The organism is Pseudoalteromonas sp. H103 (genome assembly GCF_001469205.1).
Lineage (GTDB): Bacteria > Pseudomonadota > Gammaproteobacteria > Enterobacterales > Alteromonadaceae > Pseudoalteromonas > Pseudoalteromonas carrageenovora.
Genome location: NZ_LOFG01000018.1, coordinates 16,603 through 37,309 on the forward strand (window position 1 = coordinate 16,603; position 20,707 = coordinate 37,309).

Sequence of the window (20,707 nt, forward strand, 5' to 3'; positions counted from 1 at the left end):
ATTTATGACTTTGGTTTAAATTCGAAAACAAAAAACGCCGCAAACAATGATGTTTGCAGCGCTTATTTAGCTTTAAAAAATTAATACGTTCTTAATTTACAGCTAATGCTGGTTTATTTTTGATGTATTTGTATAAGCCAATTAATGATGCGGCTATCCAAAATATTTCAATTACAAAACTCGCTAAATTAAAGTTGTAACATAGGCTAATTAACAACAATATTGCCCCTGTTAAATTCATCATATTGTAAACTAAGCTGGTTGGAGATGTTTTACCAAGCTGAAGTAAAAAGAATGACCCAACTACTAAAAAAGTACCTGTCATACCTATGATGTCAAATAAGAGTGCTATCACACAACGATCCTTTATCCGTTAAAAAACCCAAAAAACTGGCCCAATCCATGGGGTGGGTGTTTTTTCATTCATTGAAACAGCAAAACCGGGCGATTTTATCAATATTGCGTAATCTCACAAGGGCATATGTCCGCATGATTAATGCTTAATTAAACTGTTTATTTAAAAGTAACTTTTCCACCAATAATTTTATATGCCGGCGCTCCACGTATAATCGCTTCGCGAGCAAAAGGGCGGCTACAATTAGGGCAAATACACGCCTGCGATGTAAAGTCTTGGCTGATACGCTCTTTGAAACATTTAACCAGTGCGCCTTTTCCGCCTTTGCGATACTTAAATAGAGGGGCTTTACAGCCAGAGCAAAATATATCGACTGTTTTGGTGGGGCCTTTTTTGTTGGGTTTTGCCATTATTTCCTTTAAAGAGGATGGTTGAACTAATGAGGGTAGGATAACAAATATACGTTAATCTCTAAAAAAAAATCGTCCTAGTTGCGATGAAAGCACGTTCATATTAAATGGTTTAACAATAAATCCAGAAACCTTGGCTTTTATTACCTGTTTTACTGTATCTGCACTGTCTTCGCAGGTAACCATTAATACAGGAATATCTGCTAGCTGTTCATCTTTTCGAATGTTGTCTAGTAAATTTACGCCATTCATTTTTGGCATATGTAGGTCAGTAATAACTAAATCAAAGTGTTGATCATGTAAAAAAGCTAATGCTTGAAGGCCATCAGTTGCTTCAACAATATTGTTGTACTCGAGCTTTCTCAACATATTAATTAATACATGACGCATGAGTGGCATATCATCAACAACTAATATTTTCATCAATATGTTTACCAATTCCCTTATTAGACTAATTTAAAGTTACCCTACTTATAAAAAAGGAGCAAATACAACGCACAGCAAAAATTAAAATTTAAGGCCAAAGCCCTAGAATAAGCCCCATTAATGAAAATTGTAATACGTGGTAACTGCCATTAATTAAAAACAACTTTAAAGGACGCTGCTCAAAAATATAACTTAGCCCTAAGGAGCTACACACCCAAAACAAACCAATAGCAAAACCAGTCCCTAAGCTCTCCCCTATACCTGCCTCTTTTCCTAAAAATAACGCCAGTACTAATGCAGCTATAAATGCTAATAAAAAACTACCAACAAAAATAAGTTTAGGATCTGCAGATTGTAAATCGAGGTCAGTTAACCCAATACTCTCAAGCCATGCATTTTTAAAAAGCACCTTTGAATACCACACTCCACCAAGCATAAAAGAAGACAACGAAGCCACAAGTATTGCAAAATAATTCACTTCCGTAAAATTCATACACACAGCCATAATACATAGTGCTTAGGGTAATTTGAATGTAGTTAAAAATAGCTAAAGCAGCAAATTCCGAGCATGAAATTTATGCTTGTTAGTTACAGAAGAAAAAGAAGGGAGTGTTAAAAATCAGCAAATTTAGCATTAGTAGTTGACGCTAAATCGTTTGGCGAGAGTGAAATTTCTAGCCCTCGTTTACCCGCACTAACATAAATGGGATTAAAATTCTGCGCGCTTAGGTGTATAAATGTAGCAAGGCGCTTTTTTTGAGCCAGCGGACTAACACCACCTAAAATATACCCAGTAGCAGCTTGTACTTTTGAAGCCTCTGCCATTGTAACCTTTTTAGTACCACACACCTTTGCGAGTTGCTTTAATTGCACCTGCTGCGTAACAGGCGTTATTGCTACTACAAGCTGCCCTTCGCTTGTTTCGAGCACTAAGGTTTTAAAAACCTGAGCACTATTGAGATTCAACTTTTCGACCGCCTCTTGCCCATAGTTACTATTATTCGCGTCATGCTCATAACTAAGCACATTAAATGTAATTTGTCGTTTTTTAAGTAGCTCTATTGCAGGTGTCATCGCGTTAACCAATTCAGTGTTAAATAATTTCAAGCAAAAAAAACGGTGCTAATAAGCACCGTTTTTTATTATTTTAGACGATAACTAATTACTTAGTTAAATCGTCAAAGAACTTTTTAACGCCATCAAAAAAGCCTTGCTCTTTAGGACGGTTCTTTGAGCTATCTTTGCCCATACTTTCTTCTAATTCTTTAAGAAGTTCACGTTGACGCTCGTTTAAATTAACTGGCGTTTCAATCACAACTTTACAAATTAAATCGCCTTGAGCACCGCTGCGTACAGACTTTACACCTTTACCACGCATACGGAACATTTTGCCCGTTTGTGTTTCTGAAGGTATTTTAAGCTTAGCTCGGCCATCAAGCGTTGGTACTTCAATTTCGCCGCCAAGACCAGCCGTGGTAAAGCTAATGGGTACTTCGCAGTATAAGTTGTTAGCTTCGCGAACAAATATTTTGTGTTCACGTACTGACACTTGAACATACAAATCACCTGCCGGCGCGCCGTGCATGCCTGCTTCGCCCTCGCCAGTTAATCGAATGCGATCGCCTGTATCTACGCCAGCTGGAATTTTAACTGAAAGCGTTTTAGTTTTCTCAACACGCCCTTGTCCATGACATTTGTTACAAGGGTCTGAAATAATTTGACCTTGTCCCTGACACGTAGGACAGGTTTGCTGAACAGCAAAAAAGCCTTGGCGCATTTGTACTTGTCCAGCACCATGACACGTAGTACATGTTTTTGGTTTAGAACCTGCCTTTGCACCGCTGCCATCACATGGTTCACAACTAACCCATGTAGGTACTTTAATTTCTACTTCTTTACCACGAACGGCCTCTTCTAGGCTTAAGTCCATGTTGTAACGTAAATCAGATCCACGTTGTTGACGAGATTGACGTCGGCCACCGCCGCCACCAAAAATATCACCAAACACATCACCAAAAATATCACCAAAATCACCTTGACCACCACCGCCAAAGCCACCGTGACCGCCGCCACCGCCTTGTTCAAAGGCAGCATGGCCGTATTGGTCATACATTTGACGTTTCTGATCGTCAGTTAATATTTCGTACGCTTCTTTAACTTCTTTAAACTTGGTCTCAAGTTCTTTATCGCCTGCGGTACGATCTGGATGATATTTCATCGCTAAGCGTTTATACGCTTTTTTTATGTCTCGCTCACTCGCATCTTTGCTTACGCCGAGGACTTCGTAATAATCGCGTTTTGACATATCTATCACACTACTCTTTTCTGTTTGCAGCTAGGCTGCTTGATAAACCGATAAATCGTATCGATTTACCATCTAATTTACATGCAAAAGGCGCGTCAAGCTTTAGCCTGCGCGCCTCAATTGTTCATCCTAACTTAAACACTTAACTGAGTCATGGTATTTAAGTTAGCTAGAAGCTCAGCAAACAATTACTTGTCGTCTTTTACTTCTTCGAACTCTGCATCAACTACGTCGTCATCTTGCTTCGTAGATTGTTGCTGTTGCTCGCCAGCGTCTGCGCCGCCTTGTTGAGCTTTAGCTTGTGCAATTTCCATAAGCTTTTGAGACTTTTCAGCAAGTGCTTGAGTTTTAGCTTCAATTTCAGCTTTGTCATCGCTCTTAATTGCAGCTTCAAGGTCAACAACAGCCGCTTCAATTGCTTCTTTGTCTTCACTTGGAAGTGCATCACCCGCTTCTTCAATTTGCTTACGTGTGCCGTGAACCATTGCATCAGCTTGGTTACGAGCAGCTACTAACTCTTCAAATTTCTTATCGTCTTCAGCATGAGCTTCTGCGTCACGAACCATTTTTTCAACTTCTTCATCGCTTAAACCTGAAGACGCTTGAATCGTGATTTTTTGCTCTTTACCTGTATCTTTATCTTTAGCAGATACATGTAAGATACCATCAGCATCAACATCAAATGTTACTTCGATTTGTGGTGTACCACGTTGTGCAGGACGAATACCTTCTAGGTTAAATTGACCCAGAGATTTGTTATCGCTTGAACGTTTACGCTCACCTTGTAATACATGAATTGTTACCGCAGACTGGTTATCTTCTGCTGTTGAGAAAGTTTGCGATTTCTTAGTAGGAATCGTTGTGTTTTTCTCAATTAGCGCAGTCATTACTGAGCCCATTGTCTCGATACCTAGAGATAATGGAGAAACGTCTAATAATAGTACGTCTTTAACGTCACCCGCTAAAACACCACCTTGAATTGCCGCACCTACTGCAACTGCTTCATCAGGGTTAACATCTTTACGTGGCTCTTTACCAAAGAATTCAGATACTGTTTTTTGTACTAGTGGCATACGTGTTTGACCACCCACTAGAATGATATCGTTGATATCGTTTACTGACAAATCAGCATCAGCTAGCGCACGTTTAAGTGGCTCAATTGACTTAAGAACTAAATCTTCTACAAGTGACTCAAGCTTAGCACGTGTCAATTTCACGTTCATGTGCTTAGGACCTGTTGCATCAGCAGTTACATACGGAAGGTTAACTTCTGTAGATTGTGCAGATGAAAGTTCAATTTTTGCTTTTTCAGCAGCTTCTTTAACACGTTGCATTGCAAGAGGATCAGTTTTTAAGTCTAAACCTTGATCTTTCTTGAACTCAGCTACTAAGTAGTTGATTACACGGTTATCGAAATCTTCACCACCTAAGTGAGTGTCGCCGTTTGTAGCAAGTACTTCAAATGTGTGCTCGCCTTCAACTTCATCAATTTCAATGATTGATAAATCGAAAGTACCGCCACCTAAGTCATATACTGCAACAATGTTTTCGCCTTTGTTTTTGTCCATGCCGTAAGCAAGGGCAGCAGCAGTTGGCTCATTGATGATACGTTTAACTTCAAGGCCCGCAATACGACCAGCATCTTTCGTTGCTTGACGTTGTGAATCGTTAAAGTATGCAGGTACTGTGATTACCGCTTCAGTTACTTCTTCACCTAAGAAGTCTTCTGCAGTTTTTTTCATTTTTTTCAGTACTTCAGCAGAAATTTGTGGTGCAGCGCGTTTTTCGCCGCCCGCTTCTACCCATGCATCGCCGTTATCAGCTTTGATGATTTTAAACGGCATGATACCGATATCGCGCTGAACTTCTTCGTCTTCAAAACGACGACCAATTAAGCGCTTAATAGCAAACAATGTATTTGTTGGGTTAGTAACCGCTTGACGTTTAGCAGGTTGACCTACTAAAGTTTCACCGTCTTGCGTATAAGCAATAATAGACGGGGTTGTGCGATCGCCTTCCGCATTTTCAATTACGCGTGCTTTGTCACCATCAAGTACTGCAACACAAGAGTTTGTAGTACCTAAATCGATTCCAATAATTTTACCCATGAAATTTCTCCAACTTCTTTATTCATTAATACGTTCGATGACATAGTAAATAGGGATGCGCCAAACTTAATTCAACTGTAAAAATGAAATTAATTTCATTTTTTGTGATTTATTTAACAAATAACCCTATTTTTTATAAGGAATGGTGATTTTTGCACCACCAGAGGTGGCTTTTAAATACTGGTCTGACAAGTTTGAGTGTGTTATAAATTTATTAAATCGCACTTTTAAGGACTTCTTCATGCATTTTGAGCAATTACTTACCCAAGCAACACACCTTGGCAAATCACAATCAGATGAAAATAACCAAACAATGCAGTTCCCTGCAAATTGGTGCCAAGGTCGTACAGCTTTTGGCGGACTTTCAGCCGCACTTTTGTATCAAGCTATCAGAGGACAAGTAAATGACGAGCGTCGATTACTTTCATTAAGCACTAATTTTGTTGGCCCATTACTAGCCGATACACCATTCTCTTTATCTGTTGAAATACTCAGAGAAGGAAAAAACAGTACACAAGTACTTGCAAAAGCCATTCAAAACGAACAAGTATGTGTAATAGTACAAGCATGTTTTGCAAAAAACAGAGACTCGGAGATTAATGTGCCTGTATCAAAGTCTTTGAGTTTAAAGCCTGTTGACGAGACACATACATTACCTTTTATAAAAGGTCAGATGCCTGAATTTTTTCAGCATGTTGATTTATGTCCGCAGCAAGGTGACATGCCTTTTAGTAGTGCACACACATCGCATTTGGGTGGTTGGATGCGCTTTAAGCATACGCCAAAACATATTTCAGAAGCTCATGTAATTGCTCTTACCGATGCATGGCCACCTACTTTATTACAAATGTTTAAACAACCTGCGCCGGCAAGCAGTATGTCGTGGTATTTAGAATTTGTTCAATCACCTAATTTAGAACCCGGTGATTGGCTAGGTTTTGAGGCTATTACCCATCACTCTAAAGATGGCTACGGGTTAGAAGATGGCTGTATTTGGTCGCAATCGGGTGATTTAATAGCCCTTACACGCCAAACGGTCGCTTTATTTGATTAAAAACACGGCCAAACAATATTAAACTGTTTGGCCGCTAAAGCGCTTATTATCAGAACGCGTTGTATTAATGTACTAAATATAGCAAAATTGAAGAAATATTCTTCTAGCTTGGTATTAAATTGCAAACTGTATGCCCCTGTTGCGACCTCATTATTGATATACCTCGCATAGTTGCAAAGCAAATGGCTATTTGCCCTCATTGCCATCATAAACTTTGCGAAGCTGACGTTAACCACGACAGCCGCATTGTTGCACTAAGCTTTAGTGCATTGCTCATGCTGCTTAGTAGCATGTTTTATCCTTTTATCTCATTTAGTAGTAGCGGCATTACCCAAACTATTACTTTGCCCGACGCAGCACGTATTTTATTTAATTACGATAGCGAGCTGCTGGGCTTATTTATCGATTTAAGCATTATTGCGCTACCAATGAGCCTGCTCGTTGTTTTAATTCCTTTGCATTTAGGTGTACTAAAAACCCTTCCTGATGGCGTTGCTAGGCGTTTACTAAAAGTAACCCTGTCACTTGAGCCGTGGATAATGAGTGAAATATTCTTAATTGGTGTGCTTGTCAGCATGGTTAAAATTATGTCGCTGGCCGATATAAGCTTTGGAGCAAGCTTTTGGGCTTATGTAGGGTTTGTAATTTTGTATATTGCTGCACTTGCCCATTTAAATAGGCCTAGGCTTTGGGCGCAAATAAAACCCGCGAAAGTGCTCGAGGGTGCTGAACATGCTAAACGTGCAATAGATGAAAACATTAAAGCGTGTCATGTGTGTCATCAGCTATGTACTGGTGATGTGTGTGAGCGTTGCCACACAAAAACACATGTAAGAAACCCATACAGTGTACAAAAAGCGGCGGCTTGGCTTATTACATCAATAGTTTGTTATATTCCAGCCAATATTTTGCCAATTATGCATACCACTAGCCTTGGCGATGAATCACCTTCTACTTTAATTGGTGGTGTTATTACGCTTTGGAAAAGTGGCTCATACCCTATTGCTGCCATTATATTTCTGGCAAGCGTAGTAGTACCACTGGCTAAAGCATTTGTACTTAGCTTTTTGTGCTTTATGGTTGCAAGGCCTGCAAACTGCCATACAAAACGCTATACAAAAATTTACCAACTAACTGAATTTATTGGTAAATGGTCAATGATAGATGTATTTGTTGTTGCTATACTGGTTGCATTAGTGCAATTAGGTAACTTAATGTCGGTAACCCCAGGGCTCGGCATTGTATTTTTTACAGTTATGGTAATATGCCAAATGATGGCAGCTCACGCATTTGATCCTCGTTTATTGTGGGATTCACCTAAAAACAAAACTTCAGAGAAAAAAGCATGACAGAAACGGCAAACGTAACAAAAGAACCGAAAATTTCCGCCATCTGGATCATTCCGGTTATTGCGCTACTTGTTGGTATGTGGATGCTTTATCAATACCAAGCAAATAAAGGCTCGACTATATACATAAAAATGCCTCAAGCAGAGGGCATAATTGCTGGTAAAACAGAAATAAAAGTACGCAGTGTAAAAATAGGACAAATAGACCATATTCGCCTTTCTGACTCACAAGACAGCGTTATAGCGCGTGCACAAATAGACAAAAACTACGATTCATTATTAACAGAAGATGCCAAGATTTGGGTTGTAAAACCGCGTATTGATGAGACAGGAATAAGCGGTATGAGTACACTACTCTCGGGTGTGTATTTAGAGTTTTCGCCTGGTGAAAGTGAAGAATTAAAAGAGCGATTTGAACTGCAAGACGAACCCGCTTTAATCGGTAAAGATGTAAAAGGTGGCCGCTTCAAATTAATGAGCTACAACGCCGAAGTACTTGAAGTTAGCACGGGTATATTTTTCAAAAACTATAAAATTGGTCAAGTAGAAACCGCCACCTTTGATTGGAAAAACCAAGCAATGAAATACGGTATTTTTATTAAAGAACCGTATCAAAACTTAATCACCATGAATTCTATTTTTTGGGTTAACGCCGGAATAGAGATTGATCTCTCTGCTGATGGTATAAATATAAATACAGGCTCTTTAAGTAAGTTGTTAAAAGGCGGTATCTCTGTAGGTTTACCAGAGCAACAAACCCCGGGTGAAATAGCGCAAGATGGTCACAGTTATTCACTTAGCCAAAGCTATAAAGAAGCCCTTGAAGAGCGTTTTTATGATTTTGATTACTACATAATTGATTTTGAGCAATCGATTCGCGGCCTTCGTCCAGGTGCACCAGTTGAGTACCGTGGTACACGTATTGGCACTGTAGTAGAGGCGCCAGCTAACGTCATTGTTAATGGTAAGCCAGCACACTTTAAAAACCACAATACGGCGGTACCTGTTCTTATAAAGGTAGAATATGGTCGTTTATATTACGATAGCGCAGCAGCCAAAGAGTTTTGGCAAAGCAGCCTAACAGGATGGATTAAAAATGGTATGCGCGCCTCTTTAAAACCTGGCAATTTACTTACTGGTGCAGTGTATGTTGATTTTGATATTTACCCAGATGCCCCTAAAGCTAACCTCGATAAACTTGCACAATATGATGTGTTTCCAAGTATATCTAGCGGAATTACGGTACTAGCAGACCAAGTCTCTGATGTATTAAACAAAGTAAACAGCTTAAAAATTGAAGACAGCTTAGCGCAAATGCAGGATACATTTAGCGACTATCAATCACTTGCCAATGAAATGCGCGAACTGCTAAGTCAAAAAGATACCCAAAACTTACCGGGTGACTTTAATCGTAACTTTGAAAAAATGACTAAAAGTATGGAGCAATTTGAGGTAACCATGCGCCAGTTTGATAAAACGATGGCCAGTTACCAAGCAGGCTCAGAACTTCATCATCAGATTCAACAAACACTCAAAGAGTTTAAACGTTTAAGTGAGGGGCTGCAGCCACTCACCCGTGGTTTAAACGAGCAACCTAATATGCTTATTTTTGACAAATCGCTACCCGCTGATCCAAAACCAAGGAAGCAATAATGAAATCTATACTTTTAACTGCAAGTTTTTTATTAGTCTTGGCGGGATGTAGCGCATCAATACAAACTGCAACGCAGTATTATCAATTTGAGCAGCCTATAGGTGCATCATCTCGAAATGTAGTGGCCACAGATGCACAGCTTAGAGTCCAAACCGTTGTACTTAGAGGGGCGCTAAATAATTTGGGCATTGCGATGAAAATAGACAGTAACCAAATTCATGCTGCTAATTACAACTTATGGGGCGAATCGCCTGATTCAATGCTAACAGCAAGTGCACAGCAAACCTTGTTTAATGCCATGCCTAATTGGATGGTGATAAAAGGGTTGCCTGTAATTACAGAGCTTGATCAACAAACATTTTATGAACTTGAATACGAAATTCATCATTTTAATGGTGATTTAGAGGGCAATGCGGATATCTCGGGGCTGTGGCGCTTATATTACACTCACCCAGAAACCGGACGACGTTTAATTAGTATCCATAACTTTTCAAACGTAGTACCTATAGAAGACGACGGTTATGATGGTTTGGTTTCTACACTTGAAAAAATCTGGCTTAATATCAACCTAAATGTTGCTAATGAAATAGAGCAAGCACGACTTTAATCCCTTCTACTTCTGTATTTATCAGGCAAGAAATACATTTCTTGCCTGATAAATCATAGCTTCAATATATCTATCTAATTTTTGAATAAACCACATTAAAACACCAAGCGCTGACTCTTGTTACAATTTCGTTAAATTTTATAATGACAAAGCTGTACCCATTTTATATCATCCCCACTTCCGATTAAAACAACCATTAAGAATGTAACATTTCATTATTTAACATACTAAATTACTAGAATTATTTTCCTAAACAATCATTAATTGTTCAAAAACAAAGTGTCTTGCTTTAAATAGAATCTGGCATATCCACAACGATATGTTGGTCTATGTATTAGCAAGTCTCATATGTCTCTTTTTCAATTTGATGGATTTTATCTCTTGTATAGTTTTAATTAGTGATAGTTATTAGGAACTAATAGATGAAAAAAAGTATATTACTCACAGGGCTAACGTTATCCCTGCTGTCAACGACAATGCATGCCAATGCAGCAATAGGGCCCATTCTTTGGGAAGAAAACTTTAACACATTAAATGATCAAACATGGACAGTAGATACTGGCGATGGGTGCGACCAGGGGTTATGTGGTTGGGGTAATCAAGAGCTGCAATGGTATGCGAAAAAAAATGCATATATAGATGATATTCCGTATGAAATTGGCAATAGAGCACTTGTTTTAGAAGCTAACGACGAGGCAAGTAATGGTTATGCATTTACTTCTGGTAAAGTACAAACAAAAAATAAAATAGCTGTTAAATATGGCATGATAGAAGTACGTATTATGGTACCCGATGTGGATATCGGATTATGGCCTGCGGCGTGGTTACTGGGTACTACAAATCAATCTTGGCCTGCTAAAGGCGAAATTGATATGATGGAAATGGGCCACAAGGCACAAGCTCGTGAAAATGCAGGCTTCCCAGGTGCCGATATCAATCATTATGTTGGCTCTAACTTAATATTTTACACTGAAGATGCGTGTAGTGATGGAAACCCAACATGTGCCGCAAGTATCGCATGGCAAAATGATAATGCTCACGTATCAAATACGCCTTTAACAAACCGCTTTGTCACTTACCGCACCTATTGGACTGATTCACAAATTCGTTTCACAGTGGAAGATGAAGGTGTTGAGGTTGACCTATTCGATGCACCATTTTCTATCACAGAGGAATCAAGCGAATTTCAAGCCCCCTTTTATTTATTACTAAATTTAGCTGTCGGTGGCAATTTCACAGATGCAATTACGAACAGCCAAGTTACAGCCGTAAAACCGGCTAAAATGTACGTAGATTACGTACGAGTATATGAATTAGATGGCCAAGGAGAAGTACTTATTGGTGATCAAACAGTTCCAGAAGATGGCAGCTTTGGCATATACACAGACACAACAGCCACTAACAACCAGCTTGAAATAGGCGCAAGTGCTGATATTTTTGTGTGGAATGCTCAGTCTATCATTGAAGGTAATGAACCGCCATTTGAAGGTAGTAACGTTATTTCGTGGGATTATACCTCTAAAAATGAATGGTTTGGTGCTGGTATTCAAGCACGCGAAATTAGAGACCTAAGTAACTTTTCAGAAGATGGTGTATTAAGTTTTAAAATTAAAATACCAGCAGACGTGTCGTTTAAAATAGGCATTGAAGATACATACACGAACATAAATTGGATTGAATTTCCGGCTGGTGAAGAATATTACGGATTAGTTCGTGATGGTCAATGGTCTACTGTAACTATTCCTGTTAACGAGTTACGTGGTGGATTAATAGCACTGCAATCATTAAAAGGCCTTTTTTATATAGCAAGCCTTGATAATGATTTACCAACAGCCCCGTTTGAAATGGCAATCGACGACATAGCATGGCTAGGTGGCAGTAGCACTTTAAACCCAGATGATACTGATAATGACGGTGTATCAGATACTAATGATACTTGCCCTAATACCCAGCCTGGTAAAAATGTCGATAGTAACGGCTGCCAAATACTAATTGCACAGAGTGTGCGCGTTGAAGCTGAGGATTACACTAACTACTATGATAAAACACCGATAAATATTGGTGGTAAATACCGTGATGATGCTGTTGACATACGAACAACAACAGATCAAGGCGGCGGCTACAACGTTGGATGGATAGAACCTGAAGAATTTCTTGATTACACACTAAATTTAGGTGCAGGTACATACGATATTAATGCCCGCGTAGCATCTGCAATAACGGGTAGTTTTACGCTATCTATTGATGGTGAAGTTATAGCAAGCGGTGTTACGGCTACAGAAGGTTGGCATGAATATGAAACATTGCTTTTAAATACAGTAGAACTAGAAGCATCACAACACACGTTAACTATTACAGCTAAAGCTGGAAGCTTTAACTTTAATTGGCTAGACTTAGTTCTTATAAAACCTGAGGTAATCGATACGGTTATTGATAGTGATAATGATGGAGTACTTGATGAGCAGGATCAATGCACCGACACTCTTCCTGGTTCAGTTGTCGATGAAGCTGGTTGTAAAATCATACAAACCAAAACCTTAGATATTGAAATCACCTCACAAACTTCACTTGATTTTGTTGTTAATTTACCTGATTGGGCTGATGTACATTATGTTGTCAATGAAGGTACACAGCGTAATTTCAGAATGACCAATAATGGTAACAATAATACAAAAAGCCTTACTGGGCTAAATGACGGCGATCAGATTATTTACGCTTTTACATATTTAGACAGTGATTATAGAGTAAAAACGTCGCCTTGGTTTAATCTAACCTTTAGCAGCACTGCATTCGTCGATAATGACAATAACGGTGACAACAACGATAACGGTGACAACAACGATAACGGTGACAACAACGATAGCGGTGACAACATTGATAACGGTGACAATCCATATGATACAGATTTAACGAGTATTGTTCCTTTATTTGACGCCAATACCCAGCTTGAACAAGCTATCTCATTTGACAGAGGTGACGCATTAGTTACTCGTTTCGCTGATCGCGGCCGCGACCGCCATGCAAAAGAAGACCAATTCCAAGCCTATGACCATTATTTATCTCACTATTGGATCCACCGTACAGCACAATTTGAATTTGTTGATTACGTTGCCAAAGGTGGCTCAACTATAGAAATAACATTCATAACTGAGTGGAAGTTAGGCGCAAAAGAGCTCAGAGCTTGGTATTTCGGCTTGAACACAGTTGCTGAATATCATGGTAATTTAGGCGGTAACGTTGTTGAGCTAGATCATGGTAGTTACGATAATAACTTCAACAAAATTAGCGATGATGGCGACCAATACCGCTATCAATTAGTCATTGATCGCTACCGTCCTTTAAATTGGTCTGCATCTGATAATATCCCACTGGCCGTAGGTCAACGTATGGAATTTGAAGTTAGCCAGTTTCTAGACGGTGTACCTGAAGGACGCGAAAACTATTACGGCACGACCTACTTATATATTGTAGGTGAAGGTCTTGTACCATGGAAAACAGTGGGTGACTTTGAAGATAAGGAATCCGAACGTGAGGATTCTTACCCAATAGCAGAAAATGGTCGTCTTGGTGGCGGCACTACTTTACCTTACAATTACACTGCAGAGTCTGATAACCACTTCATGCAGATGGCGACTAATTTGTCTAATATCAATGCGCAAACATTTGTAAAAGGGCGTCGTGTCCATCATACGAACTTTAACACTGGTGGACATGATGAAAGTGTTGAAAATGGTATATTTTCAGAACTTGTTGGTAAAGCAGGCCCTAACTATGTCAACGCAACTTGCGCAGGCTGCCATGAAAGAAACGGACGCGCATCTGTAGCAGATGTTGGTCAGCCACTTGATAAATGGGTCTTTGCGATTGCAGATGAAAATGGGAACCCAGACCCGCTACGCGGCTACATCCTACAACCAAATAATATAGGTATTAATACAGATTTAGGTGAAGGCACAGTAAAAATTGCCTCATGGACTGAAAATAACGGATTACGTTCACCAAACTATGAGTTTTCAAAAGGTCGCCCAGCCCGTTTTTCTGCTCGCTTAGCCCCACAACTTGTTGGTCTTGGCTTACTTGAAGCTATAAGTGAAGAGACAATATTAGAACGTGAGGATGAGGCAGACTTTAATGGAGATGGCATTTCTGGTAAAGCGCGTTTATCGACAGACCCTATCACTGGAGAAACACGATTAGGACGATTTGGCTATAAAGGCAATGCAACAAGCATTATGCATCAAGTTGCTGGTGCGTTGAATACAGATATGGGTGTAATGACATCAGTAGTACCGACACCAGACTGCGGACCTGAACAAACTACATGTGGCAATAATACAGGCTCAGAACTTGCCGATGAACACCTAAATGATCTCGTTAAATATGTTTCTTTACTAGGTGTTCGTGCACAGCGTGACCTTGACGATCCAGACGTGATTTTAGGTGAAACAGTCTTCAACGAAACGGGTTGTGAGAGCTGTCATAGAAGCACAATGAAAACTAGCGAGTTTGCTGTGCACGCAGAGCTTCGAAACCAAACTGTTCGCCCATTCACTGACTTATTGCTTCATGATATGGGGGAAGGTCTTGCTGACAACTTAGGTGGCGGAAATGCAACTGGAGCAGAATGGCGCACAGCACCGCTTTGGGGCCTTGGTTTATCATCATGTGTTACGGGTGGAGTAACTAATCCAACGGGTTACCAAGGCGATGATGTGTGTGCACCTGATGCAAACTATCTTCATGATGGCCGTGCACGTACTATTAATGAAGCGATTATGTGGCATGGTGGAGAAGCAGAGCAATCTCGTATTGCCTATGAATCTCTAAGCAACACAAAACGTTCAGCTTTATTAACATTTTTAAATTCTTTATAAAACAAGATAATAAGCGTAATATTCACATTAGTGTAATTGACTAATGTGAATATTTTACGATTTAACTAACTGCTAGAACAAATAACCACGTGTAATAATTTTTACTACATAAAACCCCACACTACCCTATCGCATCATGCTTTTATGGACTACCCATAGCTTACTAAACACAGTGAGTTACATTGTAAATTCTAATACGAGGTGCTTTATGAGCAAAATCACACTGTACTAGCGTAGTTAATTTGGGTAAAAATAACGAAGTCAAAACGCGACACCTACTCCTCGGTAATCAAATTAGAAACTACTCACATTGTCGTCAGCCAAGGTTACACATAAAAAAGATCCTGCTAAGGTGGTGGTTAATAAAACAACAGTAAATAAATGAGTTATTCAATTAAATAAGAACTAAATGGACAGACAACCACAACGTCGCCAATATCGCCAATATCGCCAATATCGCCAATATCGCTTGAACAGCATAAAATTCATGTGCTTAAAAAACAATCCAACGCATTGAATTAAAGAGGGGATATTAAAAAGGCTACCACCCTTCTAATGTCCGATCTTGTTAATTGAGAAGTTAAACCAACAGAGCGTTACCCAATTAGCATGTTGTGCAGCGTATTCTATGTGCATCGCAACTGCCATAGATATTAAACTATAAGAGATACATCACCGGCACCTAGTGAAGTTAGAAGCTATAAAACGAAGCTGGTAAAAGGTTGGATATGATAACTTTAAAGATGATACATATAATGTAAGCGATTATATCAACGAATATTACAACAATCTTGAATCACACAATTATAATGCTGGTTTATAACCAAATGAATCTGAGGTTAGATACAAAGACTGTGGCTAAAATTAGTTGACCACAACAACTGGACTTCTAATAGTTTATCAAACATAAGTAATACCTACATAAAACTACCTAATATTAAAAAATAAAAAACCCGTATAGCAAGCGCTATACGGGTTTAGATATGTTATTCGCAAAGGCTATTTTGTTTTACGAACATATGTTACGTCTGTCATTGTAATTTTAGACGTTGTAATACCTATTTTCTCAAAACATTTCTTGAAGCTAGAAGAATCACCATGTTCACCACAGTTATCATTACCTTCAGGGTATTGTGATTGTAAGTAGTTACCAAATTTAAAGTATGACTCTGAATCATCTTCAACTTCAGTCTCTAAGTCCTTACCAAAAGCAGATACTTTAACTACACCGTAATCATTTAACACGTGGAAAGTAAATGAATCGCCGGTCTTAATAGTACCTAGGGCTTTTTTCTCTTCTTTACCGCTCTTGTTAAGAATACGAACGTACACATCAAAAATACCATTTGCAGCTTTACTATCATAAAAACCTGATTCATCAGTATCAGACACATAAAGTTTCATGATTGTACCAGTATCACCTGCGTGATGCTGTGCAACGATAGTTTTACCGCCAGTTGAAAGATCAACTTTGATAGTTGCTTGGAACTCTTCGTACGTATCAGTCATCGCGATACGTTTACTTTCTTTAATTTTGTACTCATGACGCCAGCCGTTACCGTTAGGCGTAGTAACTTGTTCTTCAAGTGCAAGGAACACTAAAGTAGAGTCGTTAATTCTTGGATCACTACCTTCCAGTTCAAAAATTGAACCATTGGTGATATTTTCAGGAATCTTCAAGTCTGGAATTGATTCACCTGGATCAGTTGGGTCTGTAGGCTCTGTCGGATCCGTAGGGTCAGTTGGCACTTCAATTGGGCTATCGACTAACTCACCACAACCGTAAAGCTGTGCTTCTAGTAAGCTGTTCCATTCATAATCTTCAGAAGAGCTATTACCTTGGCCAATTACGCGGATAAAACGCGCATACACATCGCCTAAATTATTCGCATTTAGATCCTCGTCACCTTGTGATTCTGCTCCCGTAAGAATTGAATCCCAGTTAACACCATCTAATGACGCAGCAATATCATAATAAGCAGTACGCTTATCTGCTGAATACCAAGCTGTTTGAATTGAATCAACAGTTGTCTCGCCACCTAAGTCTAACTGTAGCCATTTGCCGTCACCTTTAGAAGACCAACGAGAAGCCTCTTTCAAAGAACCATCTACCGCAAGGCTTGGTCCGTAGTTGCCGCTTGATGAACCATCATCACTCGCTGAAGCGCTTAAGCGAGTAATTGGACACGAAGCAGGTGGTTCAGTCGGTTCAGTCGGTTCAGTCGGAGTTTCTATTGGGCTTTCTTTAAGTTCACCACAACCATACACTTCTACATCTAGTAAACTATTCCACTCAGAATCTTCAGATGAGCTGTTTCCGTAACCAACAATACGGATGAAACGTGCATAAACATCGCCTAAATCATCTTTATTAAGCGAGTCATCACCTTGAGATTCAGCATCTGTAACTACAGGAACCCAGTTTTCACCGTCTAGTGATGTTTCAATATCAAAGTAAGCAGTACGCTTATCGCCTGATAACCATGCTGTTTTTATACTATCAATCGTCGTTTCACCGCCAAGGTCAAATTGGATCCATTTTCCGTCACCTTTAGAAGACCAACGAGATGAATTAGTTAAAAATCCATCGATCGCTTTTTCTGGTGAGTAGTTGTTGTTATACGAACCATCATCGCTAGCTTCGATAACTTCTAACTTAGTCACGCCACACTGTTCTGGCACAGGAGTCGGTTCTGTTGGGTCTGTTGGGTCTGTTGGGTCTGTTGGTATAGAATCCGCTCTAACTAATTGTATATCATCAAAATAGCCATGTTGGAATTCGTCATTGAATTTAGTGTAAACCTGAATTCTTGAGCGAGATTTAGAGTTAAATGGAACAACAGCTTTTCTCCATTTGCTCACATCAAACACAACTTTTTTTACTACATCATAGCCATTATTAACACCAAACTTACCAGAACCATTTACATAGCCGGTAAGGATGTAATCTGTATTTTTTTCAACGTCAACCCACTGGTGTACGCGCGCTGGTGAACCCATTAGTTGTAGAGATTGCGTACCAGAATTACTTATAATTGATGCACGTGCGTCATCAATTATAGTCCAATAAGTTAGGCCACTTTCAAAGCCCGGGTTTTTGATAACAACTGCATCAGCATTCACCGAACCTGTTAACATTATGGCAGCAAGCGGTAGCATTTTATATTTTAAAAACATTATTTTTCTCATCAATTTATTTAATAAATGGTTCCCACCATGAAAAAAGCAATACTTTATTACTCCAAAAATAATAAAAGGCAAGCATTTAACCTGATGGCAGCGAGAATTTACCTGCTTAAGGAACTAAAAGCAAGCAACCTTTAATTAAAAAAACTAAATAATCACTTGGGTATGTTAAATTTTATGGTTTTTAATATGCAAATATCATGTAACAATATTGCGGTAACTTAAATTCAAGGTTTTTAAAAGGTGAAATGTAACGGGTAGAAAAACGCTAGTAAGATAATTGATACTTTAATGTGTGATTTTACAAATCATATATTGGCCCGCTCTCTTAATAATTTATTCGAGGCGTTATTTGGTTATTATGAATAGTAATTTTACTCACTTGAGCTATTTATTATTCCTGCCTAATTTGTGAAATGTAATATAAAAATAATAAGTAATGTGCATTAAGTTTGGTGAGGTGAATAAGCTGAACAGCTTTTAAAAATAAGTAATATCATAAGGGCCAGAACCCTGGTGTTTATGAGATGCTGTAAACGACTGATTAACCAAAGTAAGTAGCATGGCTGAATCGTGCTCATTTGCGTAGCGAAGCAATAAACGTTTTGTTTTAAATACGGCGTTCATTAAAAGTCTCCATAAAAAAGTTATTTATGCACATAAATTTTTATTGACTGAAATGCAAAACCAGATTATTTTTGCGCCGATGTTTTTACAGGCACAACAATAGCGGTATGCATTCCTTGCTCCGTCTGGCGCCAAAGCCAACGCGTTTTATTTAAACCCTTAATTTAACATAACAGTTTAAATACTCCTCTCGCGTACAAAAGCAGTGACTTGGAAAATGATTTAACAACAAACTATCATCTTCTTTGTTTTTGTATAAGCAATTTAAATTCTTAAATATGCTTTTAATTTTGTGAACACTTAAATGCTTGAACCCTCTGCGTTAAGTTTACTGCCACCAGCGGTGGTTGTTGTTTTGGCTGTTGTTTTACGCCGCCCTATTTTATCTTTACTTATTGGTGCTTTAGCTGGGTTAGTAATAGCCGACCCGGCTCAGGTGCTTGCTAACTTTGCCAGCACATCGCTCAAAGTAATGACCGACGAAACCATAGGTTGGTTAATACTCGTATGTGGTGGTTTTGGCGCTTTAATCGCCTTATTAGTGCGGACTGGCGGTGCGTCGGCGTTTGGAAAATTAGCGTTAAAATACACTAAAGGTAAACGTTCTTCTCTATTTATGACCTTTTGTTTAGGCGTGGTTATTTTTATTGATGACTACTTAAATGCGCTTACCGTAGGTGAAACGATGAAGCGCATTACTGATAAATTTAAAGTTAGCCGAGAAATGCTTGCCTACGTTGTTGACTCAACAGCGGCACCGATTTGTGTACTTGTACCTTTATCTACTTGGGCAGTATTTTTTGGCGGACTATTAGTAGATAACGGCATTGCCGAGGAAGGGAAAGGCATTGCGGTATATATTCAAGCAATTCCTTATATGCTTTATGCGTGGTTTGCAGTATTGGTGGTTTTGTTAGTGGTATTAGGTGTTATACCTGCTATTGGACCCATGAAAAAAGCAGAAAAAATGGCGAAAATAGAACAAGCCAGCGTAGATCCTGCTCAGTTTAGTGATATTCAAACAGCCGACGAATATGCGGTAAAAGCTGTAGAAGAAAACTTTGAAGATGCCGATCCTAAAGGGAAATTACATAACTTTTTACTGCCAATAATTTTACTTGTAGCCTTTACCGTTTACTTTGAAATAGATGTATATAAAGGCTTACTAGCGAGTATGGCGGTAACACTTCCTTTTTATGCACTACAAAAATTAATGAGCTTTAGCGAAATGATTGAGCGCATGCTTGATGGCTTTAAAAGTATGATACCGGCTATTGGTACTGTGATCGCCGCGTTTATTTTTAAAGATGTGTGCGATTTAATAGGCTTACCGCAATTTGTTATAGGCAGTTTAAGCCCTTATATGACGGCGCAATACTTACCTGCAGTCGTGTTTATTGCGATGGCGGTGTTAGCGTTTGCTACAGGCTCTAGTTGGGGTATTTTTGCAGTGTCTATACCTATAGTTATGCCACTTGCAACTGCGGTTGACGCTAATATTCCACTGGTGATTGGCGCGTTATTATCGGCATCATCTTTTGGTAGCCAAGCGTGCTTTTATTCAGACTCTACAGTACTTGCAGCCCAAGGCTCTGGTTGTAACTTAATGAGCCATGCAGTAACACAGTTGCCGTATACATTAATAGCGGCATCAATGGCGGTTATAGGCTTTATAGTTATGGCATAAATATTATATAGCTATAGAAATAAATAAACCCCAATGTATTGCTACACTGGGGTTTATTTTAACTTT

Annotated in this window: 15 protein-coding genes; 6 read left to right on the forward strand and 9 right to left on the reverse strand. The window is 39.1% G+C overall.

All coding sequences use genetic code 11. The features are described 5' to 3' along the window. Positions 1 to 91: 91 nt before the first annotated feature. From ATS74_RS15730 to dnaK, 7 genes are all read right to left on the reverse strand, one after another. Positions 92 to 355: a CBU_0592 family membrane protein gene (locus ATS74_RS15730; protein WP_058549819.1), complete on the reverse strand. Its 264-nt coding sequence runs from the start codon at positions 353 to 355 to the stop codon at positions 92 to 94. Between the two features lie 158 nt (positions 356 to 513). After that, a complete protein-coding gene (locus ATS74_RS15735) occupies positions 514 to 765 on the reverse strand; it encodes a hypothetical protein (RefSeq protein ID WP_058549820.1) in 252 nt (83 codons plus the stop codon). A 54-nt stretch (positions 766 to 819) separates the two neighbouring features. After that, positions 820 to 1,188, reverse strand: coding sequence for a response regulator (locus ATS74_RS15740; protein WP_058549821.1), 369 nt, complete (start codon positions 1,186 to 1,188; stop codon positions 820 to 822). Between the two features lie 91 nt (positions 1,189 to 1,279). Continuing rightward, positions 1,280 to 1,684: a DUF1761 domain-containing protein gene (locus ATS74_RS15745; protein ID WP_058549993.1), complete on the reverse strand. Its 405-nt coding sequence runs from the start codon at positions 1,682 to 1,684 to the stop codon at positions 1,280 to 1,282. A 119-nt stretch (positions 1,685 to 1,803) separates the two neighbouring features. Continuing rightward, positions 1,804 to 2,265, reverse strand: a complete 462-nt coding sequence (gene ybaK, locus ATS74_RS15750; RefSeq protein WP_058549822.1) for a Cys-tRNA(Pro) deacylase — start codon at positions 2,263 to 2,265, stop codon at positions 1,804 to 1,806. 88 nt (positions 2,266 to 2,353) lie between these two features. Beyond that, positions 2,354 to 3,496, reverse strand: coding sequence for a molecular chaperone DnaJ (gene dnaJ / locus ATS74_RS15755; protein WP_058549823.1), 1,143 nt, complete (start codon positions 3,494 to 3,496; stop codon positions 2,354 to 2,356). A 188-nt stretch (positions 3,497 to 3,684) separates the two neighbouring features. Beyond that, entirely contained in the window at positions 3,685 to 5,604 is a 1,920-nt protein-coding gene (gene dnaK, locus ATS74_RS15760; RefSeq protein ID WP_058549824.1) for a molecular chaperone DnaK, read from the reverse strand. 241 nt (positions 5,605 to 5,845) lie between these two features. Here dnaK and ATS74_RS15765 point away from each other — a divergent pair, with 241 nt between their 5' ends. From ATS74_RS15765 to ATS74_RS15785, 5 genes are all read left to right on the forward strand, one after another. Further along, a complete protein-coding gene (locus tag ATS74_RS15765) occupies positions 5,846 to 6,658 on the forward strand; it encodes a thioesterase family protein (protein WP_058549825.1) in 813 nt (270 codons plus the stop codon). A 182-nt stretch (positions 6,659 to 6,840) separates the two neighbouring features. Next, a complete protein-coding gene (locus tag ATS74_RS15770; protein WP_235592022.1) occupies positions 6,841 to 8,007 on the forward strand; it encodes a PqiA/YebS family transporter subunit in 1,167 nt (388 codons plus the stop codon). Next, positions 8,004 to 9,659: an intermembrane transport protein PqiB gene (gene pqiB, locus ATS74_RS15775; protein WP_058549827.1), complete on the forward strand. Its 1,656-nt coding sequence runs from the start codon at positions 8,004 to 8,006 to the stop codon at positions 9,657 to 9,659. The genes ATS74_RS15770 and pqiB overlap by 4 nt, the downstream gene beginning before the upstream one ends. Next, entirely contained in the window at positions 9,659 to 10,267 is a 609-nt protein-coding gene (locus ATS74_RS15780; protein ID WP_058549828.1) for a PqiC family protein, read from the forward strand. The genes pqiB and ATS74_RS15780 overlap by 1 nt, the downstream gene beginning before the upstream one ends. Positions 10,268 to 10,689: 422 nt before the next feature. Continuing rightward, the gene (locus ATS74_RS15785; protein ID WP_058549829.1) at positions 10,690 to 15,141 is read left to right on the forward strand and encodes a di-heme oxidoredictase family protein; all 4,452 of its coding nucleotides are present in this window, start codon (positions 10,690 to 10,692) and stop codon (positions 15,139 to 15,141) included. 999 nt (positions 15,142 to 16,140) lie between these two features. Here ATS74_RS15785 and ATS74_RS15790 read toward each other — a convergent pair. Together ATS74_RS15790 and ATS74_RS19770 are read right to left on the reverse strand one after the other, a co-directional pair. Further along, complete coding sequence (locus ATS74_RS15790; protein ID WP_058549830.1) at positions 16,141 to 18,318, reverse strand: discoidin domain-containing protein; 2,178 nt, start codon at positions 18,316 to 18,318, stop codon at positions 16,141 to 16,143. A gap of 489 nt (positions 18,319 to 18,807) precedes the next feature. Next, positions 18,808 to 18,954, reverse strand: a complete 147-nt coding sequence (locus ATS74_RS19770; protein ID WP_235592023.1) for a hypothetical protein — start codon at positions 18,952 to 18,954, stop codon at positions 18,808 to 18,810. A 304-nt stretch (positions 18,955 to 19,258) separates the two neighbouring features. Here ATS74_RS19770 and ATS74_RS15795 point away from each other — a divergent pair, with 304 nt between their 5' ends. Beyond that, entirely contained in the window at positions 19,259 to 20,641 is a 1,383-nt protein-coding gene (locus ATS74_RS15795; protein ID WP_058549831.1) for a Na+/H+ antiporter NhaC family protein, read from the forward strand. Positions 20,642 to 20,707: the final 66 nt, after the last annotated feature.

Coding starts and splice junctions, on each gene's coding strand:
- ATS74_RS15765 (WP_058549825.1), top strand. CDS start 5,846: ATGCATTTTGAGCAATTACTTACCCAAGCAACACACCTTGGCAAATCA.
- ATS74_RS15735 (WP_058549820.1), bottom strand. CDS start 765: ATGGCAAAACCCAACAAAAAAGGCCCCACCAAAACAGTCGATATATTT.
- ybaK (WP_058549822.1), bottom strand. CDS start 2,265: ATGACACCTGCAATAGAGCTACTTAAAAAACGACAAATTACATTTAAT.
- ATS74_RS15785 (WP_058549829.1), top strand. CDS start 10,690: ATGAAAAAAAGTATATTACTCACAGGGCTAACGTTATCCCTGCTGTCA.
- ATS74_RS15740 (WP_058549821.1), bottom strand. CDS start 1,188: ATGAAAATATTAGTTGTTGATGATATGCCACTCATGCGTCATGTATTA.
- pqiB (WP_058549827.1), top strand. CDS start 8,004: ATGACAGAAACGGCAAACGTAACAAAAGAACCGAAAATTTCCGCCATC.
- ATS74_RS15795 (WP_058549831.1), top strand. CDS start 19,259: ATGCTTGAACCCTCTGCGTTAAGTTTACTGCCACCAGCGGTGGTTGTT.
- ATS74_RS15770 (WP_235592022.1), top strand. CDS start 6,841: ATGGCTATTTGCCCTCATTGCCATCATAAACTTTGCGAAGCTGACGTT.
- ATS74_RS19770 (WP_235592023.1), bottom strand. CDS start 18,954: ATGAACGCCGTATTTAAAACAAAACGTTTATTGCTTCGCTACGCAAAT.
- dnaJ (WP_058549823.1), bottom strand. CDS start 3,496: ATGTCAAAACGCGATTATTACGAAGTCCTCGGCGTAAGCAAAGATGCG.
- ATS74_RS15745 (WP_058549993.1), bottom strand. CDS start 1,684: ATGAATTTTACGGAAGTGAATTATTTTGCAATACTTGTGGCTTCGTTG.
- dnaK (WP_058549824.1), bottom strand. CDS start 5,604: ATGGGTAAAATTATTGGAATCGATTTAGGTACTACAAACTCTTGTGTT.
- ATS74_RS15790 (WP_058549830.1), bottom strand. CDS start 18,318: ATGTTTTTAAAATATAAAATGCTACCGCTTGCTGCCATAATGTTAACA.
- ATS74_RS15780 (WP_058549828.1), top strand. CDS start 9,659: ATGAAATCTATACTTTTAACTGCAAGTTTTTTATTAGTCTTGGCGGGA.